At 71.0% G+C, this 18,290-nt stretch carries 19 protein-coding genes and 1 riboswitch; of the genes, 9 read left to right on the top strand and 10 right to left on the bottom strand.

Going from position 1 to position 18,290, the window contains the following annotated elements:
• From QT196_RS07345 to ribD, 6 genes are all read right to left on the bottom strand, one after another.
• Positions 1-273 carry a phosphoribosyl-ATP diphosphatase gene (locus tag QT196_RS07345; protein WP_042157533.1) on the bottom strand — a complete coding sequence of 91 codons (273 nt, stop codon included), beginning with the start codon at positions 271-273 and terminating at the stop codon, positions 1-3.
• Positions 274-307: 34 nt separating this feature from the next.
• Positions 308-793 (bottom strand): 6,7-dimethyl-8-ribityllumazine synthase, encoded by a 486-nt coding sequence (gene ribH, locus QT196_RS07350; RefSeq protein ID WP_266736203.1) that lies wholly within the window; start codon positions 791-793, stop codon positions 308-310.
• Positions 794-859: 66 nt separating this feature from the next.
• Positions 860-2,188 (bottom strand): bifunctional 3,4-dihydroxy-2-butanone-4-phosphate synthase/GTP cyclohydrolase II, encoded by a 1,329-nt coding sequence (locus QT196_RS07355; RefSeq protein WP_168478161.1) that lies wholly within the window; start codon positions 2,186-2,188, stop codon positions 860-862.
• Positions 2,185-2,838, bottom strand: a complete 654-nt coding sequence (locus QT196_RS07360) for a nicotinamide mononucleotide transporter family protein (protein WP_266736201.1) — start codon at positions 2,836-2,838, stop codon at positions 2,185-2,187. Before QT196_RS07360 ends, QT196_RS07355 begins: the two co-directional genes overlap by 4 nt.
• The gene (locus tag QT196_RS07365; protein ID WP_290354632.1) at positions 2,835-3,485 is read right to left on the bottom strand and encodes a riboflavin synthase; all 651 of its coding nucleotides are present in this window, start codon (positions 3,483-3,485) and stop codon (positions 2,835-2,837) included. The genes QT196_RS07360 and QT196_RS07365 overlap by 4 nt, the downstream gene beginning before the upstream one ends.
• 1 nt (position 3,486) lies before the next feature.
• On the bottom strand, positions 3,487-4,614 hold the full coding sequence (gene ribD / locus QT196_RS07370; protein ID WP_290354633.1) for a bifunctional diaminohydroxyphosphoribosylaminopyrimidine deaminase/5-amino-6-(5-phosphoribosylamino)uracil reductase RibD: 1,128 nt from the start codon (positions 4,612-4,614) through the stop codon (positions 3,487-3,489).
• 158 nt (positions 4,615-4,772) lie between these two features.
• A riboswitch (FMN riboswitch) is annotated at positions 4,773-4,903 on the bottom strand.
• Between the two features lie 171 nt (positions 4,904-5,074).
• Here ribD and QT196_RS07375 point away from each other — a divergent pair.
• Positions 5,075-5,845, top strand: coding sequence for an NAD(P)H-binding protein (locus QT196_RS07375; RefSeq protein WP_168478164.1), 771 nt, complete (start codon positions 5,075-5,077; stop codon positions 5,843-5,845).
• A gap of 225 nt (positions 5,846-6,070) precedes the next feature.
• Here QT196_RS07375 and QT196_RS07380 read toward each other — a convergent pair whose 3' ends face one another.
• Complete coding sequence (locus QT196_RS07380) at positions 6,071-7,432, bottom strand: ROK family transcriptional regulator (protein ID WP_290354635.1); 1,362 nt, start codon at positions 7,430-7,432, stop codon at positions 6,071-6,073.
• Between the two features lie 70 nt (positions 7,433-7,502).
• On the opposite strand from QT196_RS07380, the gene QT196_RS07385 reads away from it, so the two are divergent.
• On the top strand, positions 7,503-8,732 hold the full coding sequence (locus QT196_RS07385) for an MFS transporter (protein WP_290354637.1): 1,230 nt from the start codon (positions 7,503-7,505) through the stop codon (positions 8,730-8,732).
• A gap of 97 nt (positions 8,733-8,829) precedes the next feature.
• On the opposite strand, the gene QT196_RS07390 is transcribed toward QT196_RS07385, so the two are convergent.
• A complete protein-coding gene (locus QT196_RS07390; RefSeq protein ID WP_266736192.1) occupies positions 8,830-9,330 on the bottom strand; it encodes a thioesterase family protein in 501 nt (166 codons plus the stop codon).
• A gap of 253 nt (positions 9,331-9,583) precedes the next feature.
• On the opposite strand from QT196_RS07390, the gene QT196_RS07395 reads away from it, so the two are divergent.
• From QT196_RS07395 to QT196_RS07420, 6 genes are all read left to right on the top strand, one after another.
• Positions 9,584-10,192, top strand: coding sequence for a hypothetical protein (locus tag QT196_RS07395; protein WP_290354638.1), 609 nt, complete (start codon positions 9,584-9,586; stop codon positions 10,190-10,192).
• A 207-nt stretch (positions 10,193-10,399) separates the two neighbouring features.
• Positions 10,400-10,714: a type VII secretion target gene (locus QT196_RS07400; protein WP_290354639.1), complete on the top strand. Its 315-nt coding sequence runs from the start codon at positions 10,400-10,402 to the stop codon at positions 10,712-10,714.
• Between the two features lie 2 nt (positions 10,715-10,716).
• Complete coding sequence (locus QT196_RS07405; RefSeq protein ID WP_168478170.1) at positions 10,717-11,826, top strand: WXG100 family type VII secretion target; 1,110 nt, start codon at positions 10,717-10,719, stop codon at positions 11,824-11,826.
• A 74-nt stretch (positions 11,827-11,900) separates the two neighbouring features.
• Positions 11,901-12,521 carry a hypothetical protein gene (locus QT196_RS07410; RefSeq protein ID WP_290354640.1) on the top strand — a complete coding sequence of 207 codons (621 nt, stop codon included), beginning with the start codon at positions 11,901-11,903 and terminating at the stop codon, positions 12,519-12,521.
• A 270-nt stretch (positions 12,522-12,791) separates the two neighbouring features.
• Positions 12,792-13,352: an isochorismatase family cysteine hydrolase gene (locus tag QT196_RS07415; RefSeq protein WP_168478172.1), complete on the top strand. Its 561-nt coding sequence runs from the start codon at positions 12,792-12,794 to the stop codon at positions 13,350-13,352.
• 189 nt (positions 13,353-13,541) lie between these two features.
• Complete coding sequence (locus QT196_RS07420; RefSeq protein ID WP_168478173.1) at positions 13,542-13,952, top strand: Rid family hydrolase; 411 nt, start codon at positions 13,542-13,544, stop codon at positions 13,950-13,952.
• Between the two features lie 88 nt (positions 13,953-14,040).
• On the opposite strand, the gene QT196_RS07425 is transcribed toward QT196_RS07420, so the two are convergent.
• Together QT196_RS07425 and QT196_RS07430 are read right to left on the bottom strand one after the other, a co-directional pair.
• A complete protein-coding gene (locus QT196_RS07425; protein ID WP_290354641.1) occupies positions 14,041-15,351 on the bottom strand; it encodes an erythromycin esterase family protein in 1,311 nt (436 codons plus the stop codon).
• 336 nt (positions 15,352-15,687) lie between these two features.
• A complete protein-coding gene (locus tag QT196_RS07430; RefSeq protein WP_168478175.1) occupies positions 15,688-17,073 on the bottom strand; it encodes a solute carrier family 23 protein in 1,386 nt (461 codons plus the stop codon).
• Between the two features lie 317 nt (positions 17,074-17,390).
• Here QT196_RS07430 and QT196_RS07435 point away from each other — a divergent pair, with 317 nt between their 5' ends.
• On the top strand, positions 17,391-18,152 hold the full coding sequence (locus QT196_RS07435; RefSeq protein ID WP_266736178.1) for a DUF5995 family protein: 762 nt from the start codon (positions 17,391-17,393) through the stop codon (positions 18,150-18,152).
• Positions 18,153-18,290 lie beyond the last annotated feature (138 nt).

The following is an 18,290-nucleotide window of genomic DNA, read 5'->3' on the forward strand; positions in this document are numbered from 1 at the left end:
TCAGAGGTGGGCGTAGACGTCGTCGAGGGAGATGCCCTTGGCGACCATCATGACCTGGAGGTGGTACAGGAGCTGGGAGATCTCCTCGGCGGCGGCCTCGTCGGACTCGTACTCGGCGGCCATCCAGACCTCGGCGGCCTCCTCGACGACCTTCTTGCCGATCGTATGGACGCCTGCCTGCACCAGCTCGGCGGTACGGGAGGTGGTGGGGTCGCCGGTGGCGGCCTTCTGCTGGAGCTCGGCGAAGAGCTCCTCGAACGTCTTCTTGGACATGATGGTGACCACCCTACGCGGTTGCCCCCTCGCCTCAGCGCCAGGGCTCGGACACGGTCCGCAGCGTCGCGGCGGTGGCGACGGCGGCGGTGACCGCTTCGTGGCCCTTGTCCTCGGTGGAGCCCTCGAGGCCCGCGCGGTCCAGGGCCTGCTGCTCGGTGTCGCAGGTCAGCACGCCGAAGCCGACCGGTACGCCGGTGTCCACCGAGACCTGGGTCAGGCCCTGGGTGACGCCCTGGCAGACGTAGTCGAAGTGCGGTGTACCGCCCCGGATGACCACACCGAGGGCGACCACGGCGTCATAGCCGCGGCCGGCCAGGACCTTGGCGACGACCGGCAGCTCGAAGGCGCCGGGCACCCGCAGCAGCGTCGGCTCGTCGATCCCGAGCTCGGTGAGGGCGCGCAGCGCGCCGTCCACGAGGCCGTCCATCACTTGCTGGTGCCACTGCGCCGCGATGACGGCCACCCGCAGGTCGCCACAGTTCTTCACGGTCAGTTCGGGTGCGCCCTTGCCGCTCACGGTTCTCCTCGTTCGGGTGATGGTGCCGGTTGGTGGTGACGTGCTGGGTGACGTGGTGCCGGGTGGCTACTGGTTGTCGCAGGTGGTGGCCGAGGCGGGCGGGGCGTAGGCCGCTCCGTCGGCGCCGCCGCCCGCGGCGGGGTCCAGCCAGGGCAGGTCGTGCCCCATCCGGTCCCGCTTGGTGCGCAGATACCGCAGATTGTGTTCCCCGGCCTGGACGGGCATCGCCTCGCGGCCGGAGACCCGCAGGCCGTGCCGCACCAGGGCGGCGGTCTTCTCCGGGTTGTTGGTCATCAGGCGCACCGAGCGGACCCCGAGGTCCTGGAGCATCTGGGCGCCGGCCGCGTAATCGCGGGAGTCGGCGGGCAGCCCCAGTTCGAGGTTGGCGTCGAGGGTGTCGCGGCCGCGCTCCTGGAGTTCGTAGGCGCGCAGCTTGGACAGCAGGCCGATACCGCGTCCCTCATGGCCGCGGAGGTAGATCACCACACCGCGTCCGGCCTCGGCGATCCGCCGCTGCGCGGCCTCCAGCTGGGGGCCGCAGTCGCAGCGCAGCGAGTGGAAGATATCGCCGGTCAGGCATTCGGAGTGCACCCTGACCAGGACGTCCTCGCCGTCGCCGAGGTCCCCGGCGACCAGCGCGATGTGCTCGACGCCGTCGACGGTGGAGCGGTAGCCGTAGGCGGTGAACTCGCCGTGGGCGGTGGGCAGCCGGGTCTCGGCCTCGCGGCGGACGGTGGGCTCGGACGACTGCCGGTAGGCGATCAGGTCCTCGATGGAGATGATCGACAGTCCGTGCTTACGGGCGAACGGCACCAGCTCGGGCAGCCGCAGCATCGTGCCGTCCTCGCCGGCGATCTCCACGATGGCGGCGGCCGGGCGCAGTCCGGCCAGCCGGGCGAGGTCGACGCCGGCTTCGGTGTGGCCGTTGCGGACCAGCACCCCGCCGGGCCGGGCGCGCAGCGGGAAGATGTGGCCGGGCCGGACGAAGTCACCGGCGGTCGATTCCCCGGCGGCGAGCAGCCGCAGGGTGGTGGCGCGGTCGGCGGCGGAGATGCCGGTGGTCACGCCGTGCGCGGCGGTGGCGTCGACGGAGACGGTGAAGGCGGTCCGCATCGACTCGGTGTTGTGCTCGACCATCTGCGGGAGTTCCAGCCGGTCCAGCTCCGGGCCCTCCATGGGGGCGCAGATCAGCCCGCGGCACTCGCTCATCATGAACGCGATGATCTCGGGGGTGGCCTTCTCCGCGGCGATGACGAGGTCGCCCTCGTTCTCGCGGTTCTCGTCGTCCACGACGACCACGGGGCGGCCGGCGGCGATATCGGCGACGGCCTGTGCGACGGGGTCCAGCGCCAGGGCCGCGGCGTCCTCGTCGTACCAGCTCTGTAGTGCGGTCATGCCGCTGCTCCTTCCAGGACGGGGCGGCCGCTCGCACGCGAGCGCAGCCACCAGTCGCGCATGCCCCACACGACGAGGGCGAGATAGACGACGTAGACGAGGCCGGAGAAGGCGAGCCCGCTGCTGAAGGCGAGCGGGACGCCGACGACGTCGACCAGCAGCCAGGCGAACCAGAACTCGACCAGTCCGCGGGCCTGGGCGACCATCGCGGCGAGCGTGCCGACGAAGATGTAGGCGTCCGGCCAGGGGTTCCAGGACAGCTGCGGGATCAGGGTGAAGAGGGTGCCGACGGCCGCGGTGCCCAGTGCGGTGCCGCCGAGCAGCACAGCCCGCTCGCGCCAGCCGGCGAAGCGTACGGCGATGGAGCCGTCCTGGGCCTGCTGCCGGCCGCGCTGCCACTGCCGCCAGCCCCACAACGCCACGCCGATGACGAGGAGTTGCTTGCCGACGCCGCCGCTGAGGTGGGCGGAGGCGTAGGCGGCGACGAGGATGATTCCGGAGAGGAGCTGGGCGGGCCAGGTCCAGATGGAGCGCCGCCAGCCGAGCGCCAGCGCGGCCAGACCGATGGTGTTGCCGATCATGTCCGACCAGATGACGTGCTGCCCGAAGGCCGTGAAGACCTCGCCGTTCAGCGTGTCCAGGACGCTCACCGGTCCATCTCCTTGATCTCCTCAAGATCCCTGAGGTCCGCGCCGGTGCCGGTGCCGGTGCCTCGCCCGAGCAGCCGCTCGACGTACTTGGCGAGGACATCGACTTCGAGGTTGACGGGGTCGCCGGCCTTCTTGATGCCCAGCGTGGTCAGGGCGAGGGTGGTGGGAATGAGGCTGATGGTGAAGTAGTCGTCCGCCGCGTCGACGACGGTGAGGCTGACACCGTCGACGGTGATCGAGCCCTTCTCGACGACATAGCGGGACAGTGCGGCCGGCAGCGCGATCTTGACGATCTCCCAGTGCTCACCGGGGACGCGCTCGACGATGGTGCCGGTGCCGTCGACATGGCCCTGGACGAGGTGCCCGCCGAGCCGCCCGCCGAGCGCCATCGGGCGCTCCAGGTTGACCCGCGAGCCGGCGGCCAGCGCGCCGAGGCTGGAGCGGTTGAGGGTCTCGGCCATCACATCGGCGGTGAACTCACCGTCGGCGGTGTCCACGACGGTCAGACAGACACCGTTGACGGCGATCGAGTCACCGTGCTTGGCGTCCTCGGTGACGACGGGCCCGCGGAGCCTAAAACGGGAGGCATCACCGAGGTTCTCGACGGCGACGACCGCACCCAGTTCTTCGACGATTCCGGTGAACACTTCAGTTCTCCTCGTGGAGGGCGTGGCGGATGGGGGTGGCGGTGAGGCGCAGGTCGGGTCCGAGCCGTTCGGTGTCGGTCACGTCGAGCCGCAACGCCTGGGCGATGGTGGTGATTCCGGCGTCGCCGACGGCGGCCGCTCCGGCGCCGAGCAGTACCGGCGCGAGGTAGCCGACGACCTTGTCGACGGCCCCGGCGGCGAGGAAGGCACCGGCGAGCGTGGGGCCCCCTTCGAGCAGCACGGAGCGGACGTCGCGCTCGTACAGCGCCTGGAGCAGCGCGGGGAGGGACAGCCCGGGCCCGTCGGCGGCGCGCGGCAGCCGGACGATCGGGGCGAGTCCTTCGAGGTGGCCGGCGTCGGCGTCCTCGGCGACCGCGATAAGGGTGGGCGCGGTGCCGTCCAGGACGCGGGCGCCGGCCTTGACGGCGGTGGCGCCGGAGTCGACGACGACCCGCAGCGGCTGGCTGATCTCGTCGTCGGACAGCCCGCTGATCCGGGCGCCGAGCTGCGGATTGTCGGCGCGGGCGGTGCCGGAGCCGACGATCACGGCGTCCGCGGCGGCGCGCAGCCGGTGCACATCGGCGCGCGACTCGGGCGAGCTGATCCAGCGGCTGGTGCCGTCGGCAGCGGCGATCCGGCCGTCGAGGGTCGCGGCGTACTTCCACAGCACGAAGGGGCGGCGGCGCAGCACCGAGGTCAGCCAGGCCTCGTTGCCCGCGGCGGCCTCGTCGGCGAGCAGTCCGCCCTCGACGTCGATCCCGGCCTCGGCCAGGGTGACGGCGCCGCCGGTGGCGGTCGGGTTGGGGTCGGAGACGGCGTAGACGACGCGGGCGATCCCGGCGTCGATCAGCGCCTGGGCGCAGGGGCCGGTGCGGCCGGTGTGGTTGCAGGGTTCGAGGGTGACCAGTGCGGTGCCGCCCCGGGCGCGTTCGCCCGCGGCACGCAGGGCATGGACCTCGGCGTGCGGCCCGCCGGCCCGCTGATGCCAGCCCTCGCCCGCCGTACAGCCGGCGGAGTCGAGAACGACGCAGCCGACCACGGGGTTGGGGCTGGTGTGCCCGAGCCCGCGCGCGGCGAGCTCAATGGCTCGGCGCATCGCCGCGATCTCGACGGGGGCTGCGGTGGCCACCGGGTCCTCCTGCCTCTCAGGGCACGGACTCCGGGGCTGTCTGTGACGACAGAAGCGGAAACGACGCCACGGGAACACCGCGGCCGGAAAAATGCGTACAGCCCGTCCGGAAAAACGACCGGACGCGCCGCCGACGGCGGTGTACCGAAGCTCGCCCGCCGCGCACTGCCTCCCATCCGGACTTTCACCGTCGGTGCAGGAATTTCACCTGCTCAACCGGCCGCTGGCTGCGGACGGGTCGCGGACTGTTACCGCCGGTTCGGAATTACACCGACCCCGGAGTGCGCTGCTGCTTTTATGTCAGTACAGCTTCAGTCTGCCACGCCGCGTCGTGGCCCATGCGAGCGAAGCCCTGTGGGCTGCCTCACAGCCCCCGGCGCGCCGCCCGTGTCACGGACCGCGCGCGTGAGGCGTCATAGCGGAGACGTCCCCGCCCCTTCTCCCCAAGGACTGATCCTCGATGGCGACAATTCTGGTCACCGGCGGCACCGGCACGCTCGGGCATCCCCTGGTGCACCGGCTGCTCGACGACGGCCATGACGTCCGGTCACTGAGCCGGCGTCCGCACACCGGCACGGAGCGCCCCCGGCCGCAGTCGTACGCGGTCGATCTGCGCGACGGCACGGGGCTGCCCGAGGCGCTGGCCGGAGTGGACGCGATCGTGCACTGCGCCTCGACACCGGCCGGCGGCGACATGGAGGCGGCCGGCCGCCTCGTCCAGGCGGCGAAGGCGGCGGGCGTCCCGCACCTGGTCTACATCTCGATCGTCGGAGTGGACCGGGTGCCGCTCCGCTACTACCGCACCAAGCTCGCCGTGGAACGGCTGATCGAGGACTCCGGCATCGGCTGGACGGTGCTGCGCACCACGCAGTTCCACCACCTGGTGCTCCAGCTCATCAAGGCAGGCGCCCGGTCACCGGTACTGCCGGTACCGACCGGGGTACGGGTCCAGCCGGTCGAGGTACACGAAGTGGCCGCCCGCCTCGCCGAGTTGGCGGCCGGCCCCCCGGCCGGCCGGGTCCCGGACCTGGGCGGCCCCGAGGTACTGACCGCCCGGGACCTCGTACGGACCACCCTGGAGGCGGGCGGACGACGCCGCCTCCTGATGCCTCTCCGGCTACCGGGCCCCACCGCCGCCGCACTACGCCGCGGCGGAAACCTGACACCGGAGCACGCCGAGGGCCGACGGACTTATGCGGAATTTCTGGCGGAGCGGGTGGGGGCGGTCTGATGGGTGGCTGAGGTGGGCGCGTTCAGGTGGCGGGCGGTGTCGGGTGCTGTCGGGGATCCTCGTCGCGGCCTGGTGCTCGTCGGAACGGCCGCGCCCCGGCGCTCGTCGGGAACACCCCCAGCCTGGCGCTCGTCCGGGAATACCTCCCGCCCCCGGCACGTTGTGGCCCGCGAGGGGCGCCCGTATCCCCTACGGGATCTGTTCCCACCCCCCTGAAGGGATGCCTCAGGGACGAGGTGCCGCCTCCGGGCCCGCGGCTCCGAACAGGTCGTTCTGCGCGGCGTCCCGTGCGGCGAGCACCGCGCCGAGCAGTACCGCCCGTCCGCCCACCGCCCCCGCCCGTACGTCGGTACGCAGCGGGGAGAGCCTGGCCAGATGGCCGGTGACCCGGTCGGCGAGTTCGGCGCCGCCGCCGCGGCCGACCTCGCCGCCGAGCACGACACACCCGGGGTCGAGTACGGCGCACACGCCCGCCACGCCGAGGGCGATCCGTGCGGCCAGCGCGTCGAGGAAGGCGGCACCGGCGTCGCCCGCGGCCACGGCGGCCCGGACGAGGGACTCGGCGGGCGGGCCGTCGGTGGCCTCGGTGCCGGACGACGACTCGTTCGCCCCGTCTGTCACGGCGGCATTCTCGGACAAGGGCCCATTCGCCCCGTCCGGCCCGGCGGCGTTCTCCGACGACGGCCTGTTCGCGCCGTCCGCCGACCCCGCGGCGTCCTCGGGCGACAGACCGTGTTCCGCCGCGAGGGCGCAGATCGCGGCGGAGCCGGCCAGGGAGTGGAAGCCGCCGTCGCAGCCGCTCGCGGAGGGCAGTGCGCCGGTGCCGGGGACCGGCAGAAAGCCGATCTCTCCGGTGCCGCCCGAGGCGCCGCGCCGCAGCGTGCCGTCCAGGACCACGGCGGCGCCGGTGCCGTGGCCGAGCCAGAGCAGGACGAAGGTGTCGCGGTCGCGGACCGCGCCGTCGCGCTGCTCCGCGATGGCGGCGAGATTGACCTCGTTCTCCACCAGGACCGCTACGCCCGTGCGTGCGCGCAGCGCGCCCACCAGCCCGACGTGCCAGGACGAGGTCCAGTCGGTGCCGGCGAGTCGCCCGGTGGCGGGGTCGACCAGGCCGGGCGCGCCGACGGCGATGGTGTGCGGCGCGGGCGCGCCCGCCGTGGCGAGCGCCTTGTCCACGGCGGCGAGTGCGGTGGCGACGGCCGTGTCGGGGGCACTGTCCGGGCGGATGGCGACGGTGTGCTCGGTGCGCACCCGGCCCAGGAGGTCGGCGACCGCGACGGTGATGCTGTGCGTCCGCAGATCGAGGCCGACGAGGTGGGCCCGGTCGGCGACGATCCCGTAGAGCCGGGCATTGGGCCCGCGCCGCTGGGCGCCGCTCTCGCCGACCACGGCGATCAGCCCGGCCTCCTGGAGACGTTCGACGAGGTCCGCCACGGTCGGCCGGGACAGTCCGGTCAACGATTTGAGCTGACCTGCCGTCAAATGACCCTCGGACTGGAGGAGTTGGAGCGCGAGCCGATCGTTGATCAGCCGTGCCGTGGTCGGGGAGGCGGTGCGGCCGGCCGCTGCCGCGCGCGGTGCATGCATGGCGGGATTCTTTCATTCGGTCGGACCAACCCCCTTATTATCAGGCAGGGTTCCTGATAATTTACCGCGCATGGCTGGCATCAGCGTCCCCGACGGCGCCAACCCACTCCCCCACACCGAGCTGCGCCGGGCGCGCCGGTCCGTCGCCGCGGTGTTCCTCATCCACGGCTCGGTCACCGGAAACTTCGCGACCCGCATCCCCTGGATCCAGGACCACACCGCCATCTCACCGGGCCAACTCGGCCTGGCGCTCGCCTTCCCCGCGATCGGCGCGTCCCTCGCGATGCCGCTGGCCGGCCGGATCAGTCACCGCTTCGGCGCCCGCACCGCGCTCCGCGGCCTGCTCGCCCTGTGGACCCTGTCGCTGGTCCTGCCCGCCCTCTCCCCCGGCCTCTACGCCCTGATCCCGGCGCTGCTGATGTACGGCGCGGCCTCCGGGACGTCGGACGTCGCGATGAACGCGCTGGGCGTGGAGACCGAGAACCGGCTCGGCAAACCGATCATGTCGGGGCTGCACGGGATGTGGAGCGCGGGCGCCCTCCTCGGCTCGGCGGCCGGCACCGTCGCCGCGCACACCGACTGGGACGCCCGGCTCCATCTGGCCGGCGCCGCCCTCGTCCTGACCCTGCTCGGCGCGCTCGCCTGCCGGGGCGTACTGGATCTGCGCAGCACCCCCGAGGAGCATCCGCCGCCGCGCTTCGCCCTGCCGCCGAGGTCGGCGCTGATCCTCGGGGCCATAGGGTTCTGCGCGGTCTTCGCGGAGGGCGCCGGCCTGGACTGGTCGGCGGTCTACCTCCGCGACGAGCTGGGCACCGACGCGGGCCTGGCGGCCGCCTCGACCACCGCCTTCGCCTGCACGATGACAGTCGCCCGGCTGGCCGGGGACAAGGTGGTGGCCCGGTTCGGTGCGGTGCGTACGGTGCGGGCCGGCGGCGTACTGGCCACGGCCGGCGGTCTGCTGATCGTCGCGGCGCGGCATCCGGCCATGGCGATGGGCGGGTTCGGCCTGATGGGCCTCGGTATCGCGGTGGTGGTCCCACTGGCCTTCGCGGCCGCCGCGCGCAGCGGCCCCGCCCCCAGCCAGGCGATCGCGGGCGTCGCCACCATCACCTACGCCTCCGGCCTCATCGCCCCGTCCGCGATCGGCGGCCTGACCCAAGCGACCTCACTGCCGGTGTCGTTCATGCTGGTCACAGCCCTGGCATGCGGGTTGGTGGTAGGCGCGCGGGTACTGGGGGTACCGAGCCGTACGGCGTCGGGGAGCGCTCCGGCGGTGGCTGGGGAGCTGGAGAGGTCTTGAGCGGCGGGTGGTGTTGGGGGGCGGGGCGGGCCGGCACCGGCTGTGCGGTCGACGGAAGCACCCCGAGCAGGAGTGCCCGCCCACAGCCCGCCGAGGCTCAGGCCGCCTCCGCCTCCGTGCCCGCCTCGGAGCCCGCGTCCGCGGCCTCCGGCCGAAGCAGCCGGTCGGCGATGGCGCGGGCGCGGTCGGACCACGGGATGGGGCGCAGTGTCTGCGCGTCGACGCGGACGAGCACCCGGTGCCCCTGGGCGTAGGTCTCGGTGCCGTCGGCCGTGCAGAGCCGGAAGCCGTAGGTGAGGCCGGTGCGGCCGAGGCGTTCGGCCCAGAGGTGCGCCGCGTACCGGCCGGGCCGGGTAATCGGGCGCTCATAGGAGACCTTCATCTCCTTGATGACATTGCACATATCGCCCGCGGCGGCCCAGTCGCCGTCGAAGGTGAAGCCCTGGCCGTGCCAGTACTCCGCCCAGGCGCGCTCGGCGAGCAGCGGGTAGCGGGAGTTGTGGAGCATGCCGAGCGCGTCGAGGTCGTCGAAGTGGACGGTGACGGGCACCAGTTCGCCGTACGGGACGGTGCTGGCCTGAAGGGGTTCGACGCTCACGAAACGTGCTCCTGGTTTTCTCGCGCCGACCGGCGCTGTTGGTGCGAAGGGTGCTGTCGGGACGGGTGAGGCTCTGACGACGAGCCGGGGCCATGGTAAGCGGCTGCTTAGGATGCCCCTTCGCCGGGATACCTGGGGGGGGGAGCGAAGGACCGCGAGTGGCCTCACACGGTGCGCATCAGCCGCGCGCGATCAGCCGCCCCCGTTGCGCCCCGGTCCCCGGACTCCTTCGCGACCCGTCTAGCCTCACCCCATGGGCATGGACATCACCGTCCTGATCGTCGACTGGGCGCACCTCACGGAGATCGCGCCGGACGACCGGCTTGAGGTTCTCCAGGAGTCGGCGTACGCGGACGACGAAAGCGATGAGGTCGACGCGGGCTGGGTGTGGCCTGCTGAGCCGGACCGGTCCTGGCTGGGCCGGTACGAGTTCGGCGGCACCCTCGGCTCGTACAAGCCGCACTTCTGGGCCGCGCAGGCGTGGGAGGACGTCCGGGACGCCGCCGGGACCGAGCTGCGGACAACGCTGGACGACTTCCTGGAAGCCCTGATCTGGTGGGGTCCCGAGGCCGAAAGCGACACCGAGCACGTGGACGCCGAGGTCTTCCCCTCCGAGCACGGCCTGTGGCGGCCCGGGCCGCTGATCGCCCGCGGGCCCCGGTCCGTGGCCCATCTGAACCGTTGCTGGCAGGAAGCTGCCCCCGCTCTGCCGCGACTCCGTGAACCGTACGCACGCCACGCGGCATGCCCGGGGCGCTGGATCGCGGACTTCGACGAGTTCACCGCGTTGCTGTCCGGCTGGGCCGAAATCGTCGGCGAAGCCCGACGACGCCGATGGGGACTGATGGGGCTTCCCATCTGAAACACCGTCGAACCGCGACAGAGCCAGCGTCAACGAGCTCGGATTCCGCGGCTCTGCGCGCCGACTGCGGAGTTTGCCGTTCTCTTGCTTTTGTGTGTGCAGGTTTTGACGCTCTTGTCGGCATCTTGACGCGACATCCCTCCACCGTAATCGCACGCCCCGCTAGCGTGTTCGGCGCAAGATCGCTCACGCAACGGGGAGTTGAATATGACGCACGAGCACTTCACCGCCCACCCGGATAAACTTCGCGACTTATCTCGTGACTTCACGCATGTGGAAGGCCGGATCCAGGGCCAGATACATCACTTCGCCAAGAAGGCGGAGAATGTGGACGATGCATTCGGGGTGCTGAGTGAATCCACCGAGGCGCTCGCGAAATACGTGGAGATGACGCGGGCCACCGTCAAAAGTCTCCAGCAGCTGCACCGGCAACTCGCCGCCTACGCGGTCGGCCTGGACCGCACCGCCGCGAACTACGAACACACCGACGCGGAGCGCGCGGCCGCCCTCGAGGGGAAGTGACCATGGCCGACCAGCAGCCGGAGATCGAAAAAAGCTTCAACATCCTCAAACCCGGCGGAAATCCCGAGGTATTACGCACGTGCGCAGAAGCATGGCGCCGGATGGCACATGACCTGGAATCCACGGGGAGGGATCTCGACCACCAGGTCGCAGACCTCGGTGAGGCGGACTGGAGCGGCCGGGCCGCATCCGCATTCCGGGAACACTGGACACACACCAAACAGCAGATCGACCACGCACTCCCCCGTTTCGAGCGCGTGGCCAAAGAGCTGGAACAGGCGGCCGACCACATTGAGGACGCCAATGAGCAGGTGCAGCACGTCCTTGAGGAACTGGCGGTGACCGCAGCCGTGGGGCTGGGCCTGACCGTCCTCACCGCGGGCTTCTCCGACGCGGTGGCCGCTGGTGCTGCGGCAGCCGAGGTCGCCGAGGCCGGGACGGTCGTCGCGCGGCTCGCGAAGCTGCTCAAGACGGTCGAATCGGCCCTGGAGACACTCCGTGACCTCATGGAGAGCAGCAAACTCCTGAAGATCGGCGTGGAGTTCGGCACGAACGCGGCCGGCAACTTCACCGGGAATGTGCTGGGGCAGGTGTTCACCGGACAGCAGGTCACCTGGGGTCAGGACTTCCAGGACGCCGCGGTGGCCGGAGGTGTCGGCACCGCTCTCGGAGCGGGGGGCCGGGTGGTGGGCGGGCGGATGTCCGGCGGGCTCGGCAGGGTCTTCGAGGGCGACGGCTTCTGGGGGAGGACGGCCACAGGCGCGGCCACCAGTGCGGGCGGCCAGATGGCCGCGGACGGTCTCGATATGCACCAGGGCAGCAAGACCACCGACAACCTCGTCCCCGACCTGATCACCAGTGCTGTCGGCGGCGCGGCCGGTGGAGCAGCGGTGCACGGAAGTGACGCCCGGTACGAGCACGGCGGGGGCGGACGGCACCGCGACCCCGACACGGGCCCTTCCTTCGGCCCCGGGCGGCAGGCCGCCGCCAACGGCGTGGTCTACGGCGACGCCAACGCCAACGAGACCGACAGGACCGCCGAACACCCGGCGAGCCCGTTCGACCAGCCACACTCTGCGCTCGCCGACCCGGACGGTGCGTACAAGGAGTAAGGATGAGGGCCTGCCTGGTGGGCGGGCGTGCGAGAACGATGGGTGGGCGTACAAGGACGAGGAGAGACCACGGCATGTGGCGGGTGAGGAAGAGCGTCCAGAAATATCGCAACGACCCTGATTGGCACAGCTACCGCACACGGGAATCCGGTGACTGGCTAACTCAATTCGGACTCCCCGGTCATCCTTTCGGCACGTTCAGAAATCACATCCACCATGTGCTGGAGGGCCAGGTACGCGGATACCCCACGACGCTCTTCCACCTGGCCGGGGTACGCAAGGGCGGCCGCTACGGAACCCTCGTCCATTCCTATTCCGTGGCCGTCCTGACATTGCCGACCACCTTCCCGGACACCTCCGTCTCCGTCGGCACCTTGGTCTACCGGCTCCGCAACGAACCCCTTCCACCCGACGCCGGAACCCCCACCCACCTGTCCGCCGGCCGCGATCCCCGCATGGTCAAGTGCTCCGTCGACCCCGCCTTCGCCGAACTGGTCGTCACCGAGCCGGTGGTACGCATCACCGTGGGCGCCACAATGGGTTGGCGGCTCCACGGAAACCACATGCTCGGCTGGCTCAAAGACCGAAAGCCATACGAGAAAGTCGTCGGCCTCGCGGAGACCATGACCGACATCCTGGCTGAATTCCCCGCATCGGCAGGGGCCTGGGAAATGCGCGACGGCCGCCACGGGTGAAGGCTCATGGCCGCGGCAGGCACAGGCCAGACGAGGTATCGGCGTGCTCGACGAGGCAGCTGGGTGGCTCGCCGCGCGAGGTGTGGCCCAGTGGCCTTCGCCCTTCGAGGCCGCAGGGGTCGAAGGGACGCGTCGCCGCCCCGGCCCCTTGGAATCGCACCGGGTCTGCACGCCAACAACACCCGGAGGATCTCCCCATCCCCCACCTCAACCCGGATATTTCCCCGGAGTTACTCTCGTCTCCCCCTCAAGAACGGACGGTGAGCAAGCATGGCGAACAGCGCCCTTCTCGTGATGGACGTCCAGCAGGACGTCGTCGACATCGCCGACGACGGCTCCGGATATCTGCCGCGCGTGCGCAGAGCCATCGACGGCGCCCGGGCGGCGGGCATCCCGGTGATCTACGTGGTCATCGGCCTGCGGCCGGGTCATCCTGACGTCGGCCCGCGCAACAGGGTGCTCAACTCCATCGTGCAGGCCGGCCTCTTCACCGAAGGCGCCCCCGGCACGGCGATCCACGAGGACGTCGCGCCCCGGCAGGACGACATCGTGGTCACCAAAAGGCGGGCGAGCGCGTTCTTGGGCAGCGACCTCGACGTGGTGCTCCGGGCTCGCGGCATCGACAGCCTTGTTCTCACCGGCATCGCCACCAGCGGCGTGGTGCTGCACACCCTGTGCCAGGCCAACGACCAGGACTTCGGCCTCACCGTCCTGGCCGATGCCTGCCTCGACACCGACCCCGAGGTCCACCAGTTCCTCACCGAGCGGCTGTTCCCGCAGTGGGCGGATGTCGTCGCCGTCGAGGACTGGCTCCAAGCCATCGCACCGTAGTAGCGGGCGAACCTCCAGTAGCGGGCAGACCTTCGGGCCTTGCGCGGTCTCGCAGGCGGCATCGCTTCCGTCTGCGAGACCGCGCCATCCCACCGGAGCAGTCGCCCCCGCCCCGGAAATTGCGTCGAAAGCAGAGTTGATCCTTGAGAGGGTCATGGGCGTCCCGCGTCCCCCGCGAAAGGAATGCCCGTGCCACGCGCCGTCACGTTGATTCGCTCCGCGTCCCTGTCCGATGTTGCCGAGTACGCCTACGCGGCCACGGCCCCCGCCGAGTCGCGGCTGATCTTCCTCGCCGGTGCATGTCCGCTGAACGAGGACGGCTCCACCGCGGCGATCGGGGACGTCGCGGGGCAGGCGGCCAAGGCCGTGGAGAACCTGCGGACCGCGCTGGCGGATGCCGGTGCGTCGCTGCAGGACGTCATCAGCACCCGCGTTCTCGTGGCCTCCACCCGGCAGAAGGACCTGGTGACGGCGTGGGAGGTGGTCCGGGACGCGTTCGGTGACCACGACGTGCCCAGCACGCTGATGGGAGTCACCGTGCTCGGCTACAACGACCAGCTGGTAGAGATCGAATCCGTCGCCGCCGTACTCGATTCCTGAGCCGACGGGCGTCCTTGCCAGGACAGCCAACCGTGGGAAGCGTTCTGGCTCCGGTCGTTGTCCGGAGGCAGAACGCCCGCCCCTGGGCTTACGCGGGGCGCGACCGGCCCGTGAGGCGCTCCCCATCTGCCCCGTCCTGACCGGCGGCGCTCACCTCCCCCGCCGGCAGCCGCCGGGAGCAGTTCGAGCGGGCGACGAAGGCGATGCCGTCGTAGTCGTCGGCCGGGGTGAGGGGGGCTACGTGGAAGCGGTAGGTGAAACGGGGGACGGCGGCGCCGAAGCTGCGGTGGGTGTGTGGGGTGTGCAGCCATGGAGTGGCTTGGGGGGCTGGGTCGTTGGTGCGCAGGTTGGTGTAGTAGTTGCCGGGGAGGGCGGCTGCGAGGCGGGCTTCGAGGGAGCGGATTCCGGTGCCGATGCGGGTGCGGCGTGGCGGGGCGTGCAGGTTGTGGCTGCGGCGGGCGAGGAAGGTGCCTTTGCCGAAGAGCAGGGCCAGGGCGTAGTAGTCGTCGCCGTAGCGGTCTCGGAGTCGGCTGCCGAGTGCGGGTACTCCGTCGCCGTAAGTGCCCTTGGCGATATGGCCGTTGTGGGCCCAGACGATGACGCGTGCGGCAGGGTCGTCGTCGAGTAGCCGGATCACGGCGTCGGCCATAGAGCGGTCACGGGCGGCGAAGACGCTGTTCTCGCCGGAGGGCGGGACGGCTGAGCGGGTCACCAGGTCGGCGGCGCGGGTGAGGATGCGTGCGTGTTCCAGGGCTTCGTCGGCGGTCTTGGGTGTGGTGTGCCGGGCGAATTCCTCGTGGTGAGCTTCCAGGAAAGCGGCGAGGGCTTCGGCGCGGTGCAGGAGGGCTTGTTGCGGGTCGGGGTGTGCGGCGGGGTGGGCCTGGGCCAGTGGCTCCAGTTCGCGTACGTTCTCCGCCTGCTCAGGGGCCACTTGGTGCAGGTAGGTGGCGAGCGCTTCGAGGGAGTCGGTGCAGCGCTGGGGGTCCAGGCCGATGAGGCGCACCTGCCGGTCCTCGGGCAGATCGTGGTTGTGGGTGCGCAGCCACTGGACGAGGTCGAGCATCTCCTCGGTGCGCCAAGTCCAAAATCCCAGACGGGTGATGAGGCGCGTGGGGTCCCCGGTGCCGTGGCGGACGTAGGTGTCCAGGGCGCGGGTGGCCGATGCGCTGGCTTCCAGGGCGAGGGTGGTGAAGCCTGCCTCGCGCACCAGGAACTCCGCGATGCGGTGCTTGAGTTGGAAGAATTCGCGGGTGCCGTGGGTGGATTCGCCCAGACCGACGATTCGCACGTCCCGCAGGGCGTCGCCCAGCGGTTCGAGGTCGCCGTGGGGAGCGCCCGGGGCCGGCGTGCCCAGTGGCCTGGCGTGCTCGGTCAGCCAGCGCGCGATGTCGTCGGGCACGGTGGTGAGTCTCCTCCCTGCGGGCGGGCCGGGGAGCATCAAGGGCGCCCGCCCGTGCTACCGCACTTGAGCGTGTGTCAGTTCATGGCCTCCGGCACGCGGCGAGGACGTTCTGATGGTCTCGCACGGCGTTTCCGGGGTCCGTGCTCGGAATACACGCCGGCCATGGTGACGACAACTTCGTCCATGCCTGTCCGGTGGTATTCGGCCAACTGCTCGGGGCGACCTGCCACCTGCCGGCGCCCACTGCCGCACCCCCACGCGAACCGGCGGGGGTCGGAGTCCCGGTGAGTTGTCGCAGTCATCAGCCGTCTCAGCCGTCGGCCCGTCGCCCCCTCAGCCCTCGCCGTCGCCACGCTCCCCGTACTCACTCGTCCCCGCGTCGAGGAGTGGGGTGCGGGGCCGGGACGCCGCGCTGGAGAGCCAGCGCAGGGAGTGGTAGCCGGTGAGCACGGTGAGCGTGCCCAGCGCGATGCCGCTGAGTTCGAAGTTGTCGGTGAACTTCAGCGAGACGCCGCCGATGGCGATGATGATCCCGGCCGCGGCGGGGATGAGGTTCAGGGGGACCGAGAAGTCCACCTTGTTCCGCACCCAGATCTGGGCTCCCAGCAGGCCGATCATGCCGTACAGAATGACGGTGATACCGCCCAGCACCCCGCCGGGGATCGCCGCCACCACCGCGCCGAACTTCGGGCACAGGCCGAAGAGCAGAGCGAAGCCGGCCGCCGCCCAGTAGGCCGCGGTGGAGTAGACCCTGGTGGCCGCCATGACGCCGATGTTCTCGGCGTAGGTCGTGGTGGCGGGGCCGCCCACCGCGGTCGACAGGACGGTTGCCGTGCCGTCGGCGACGATGGCCATACCCATTTTGTCGTCCAGCGGGTCACCGGTCATGGCGCCGACCGCCTTGATGTGGCCGGCGTTTTCCGCGATCAGCGCGACGAGGACCGGCAGCGCGACAAGAATCGCGGAGGCCGAGAAGTTCGGTGCGTGAAACGTGGGAACGCCGATCCAGTCGGCCTTTTCGACGCCGGAGAAATCGATGCGCCAGTGGTCCGTGAGCTTGCCCGCGCCATTGACGGAGTGAATCTTTCCCGCGGTGCGGTCGAGAATCCAGGACAGGGCGTAGCCGAAGACCAGGCCCAGGAAAATGGCGATGCGCGACCAGAAACCCCGGAGCACGACGAGCGCGAGTCCGGTGAACATCATCGTCGCCAGGGCCGTCCACTGGTCCTGGGGCCAGTAGGTGGAGGCCGTGACGGGGGCGAGGTTGAAGCCGATCAGCATCACGACCGCGCCGGTCACGGTCGGCGGGAGCACAGCGTGGATCACCCGGGCCCCGACGACATGAATGGCGACACCGCAGCCGGCCAGGCAAGCGCCCACCACGAGCATCGCGCCCGTCAGGGTGCCGGCGTCACCGCCCTGGCCCGCGATCACGACGGAGACGCCCACGAAGGAGAGCGAGGAGCCCAGGTAGCTGGGGATGCGTCCGCGGGTCATCACCAGGAACAGTGCGGTGGCGACGCCCGACGCCATCAGGGCGAGGCTGGGGTCCAGCCCCATCAGCACGGGGGCGACGAAACACGCCCCGATCATCGACACCACATGCTGGGCGCCGAGCGCGATCGTCCGCCCCCACGTCAGGCGTTCTCCGGGCCTGACCACCTCGCCGGGCTTCAGATGGCGCCCGTCCCCATGCAGTTTCCACCCGAAGCCGGCCATGATCACTCTCCACTCTGCGACGCCCTGCACGTCACAGAGCCGAGGTGATTCATAGTCGAACGACCGCGTCTGGACAAACTGACGCCGAGGCGTATTCGGGTGGCCGAGGCAGGGTGCGTATTTCAGCCGCCCTCCGCACGGGGATTCCGCGGTGTGCGGAAGGCCGCCGGGCTCCGTACGAGAAAGGCTGACCGGCCGGTTTCCGGGGCGCGGCAGAGCACGGCACACCACAAGCGGGCGCGCCGTCGATTACCCCTTTTCGGTCATCGACGACCAGCATTCCTCACTATCCGCAATTCCACTGTCACGCTGAGTGGATGACGACAACTCAGGAATTCGGCGTCCCCGGCAGCCGCACGGGCCCGGCCGGGGGATCCGCCGCCCGCCCCCCGACCGCCACGGGGCCCGAGGCGGACACGGGCGTGACGGAAGTGCTGGCCCGGATGCGGGCGCTGTCCGCGGGGCTGCCCGCCGAGGACGGGGTGGCCGTCTTCAACGGGGTCTATCTCGCCGTCACCGAAGCGGTGGCGCGCCGCATCGGGGACGGTACGTTCCAGGATCCGGCGGCCACCGGCGAGCTGGACATCCGCTTCGCGCGGCGTTACTTCGACGCGGTGGAGGCCGCGGCCGCCGGACTGCGGCCACCGGCCTGCTGGCGGCCGCTCTTCCAGCTCCGCCGCCACCCGGGAGTGCGCCCGCTCCAGTTCGCCCTGGCCGGGATCAACGCCCACATCGGCCACGATCTGGCGCTGGCCGTACTGGACACCTGCCGGGCGCTGGACTGCGAACCGGCGGCGCTGGAGCACGACTTCGACCGGGTCGGCGGCGTGCTGACGAGCCTGGAGGAGCGGATCCGTGAGCTGCTGATGCCCGGCCCCGATGTGCTGGACGTCGCCGATCCACTGACGCATCTGATCGGGTCCTGGAGCCTGGACAAGGCCAGGGACGGCGCCTGGGCGGCGGCCCGCGCGCTGTGGAGCGTCCGCCGACTGCCGGATGTGACGGAGGAGCTCACCGAACGGCTGGACGCCGGGGTGGGCCTGGTGGGGCGGATGCTGCTGACTCCGCTGCCCGGCTGATCCGCGCCCCGGTCATCGACGCCATGCCGCCCGCTCCCCGCACGGCCGCCGCCGCACCGTGCTCCGGCTGTACGGGCAGGCCGGCTTCCGCGAACTCTGCGGCCACGACTACCGCACCGCGGCGTGAGCCGAAGGCGC

The sequence above is a fragment of the Streptomyces sp. P9-2B-2 genome (genome assembly GCF_030406865.1).
Lineage (GTDB): Bacteria > Actinomycetota > Actinomycetes > Streptomycetales > Streptomycetaceae > Streptomyces > Streptomyces platensis.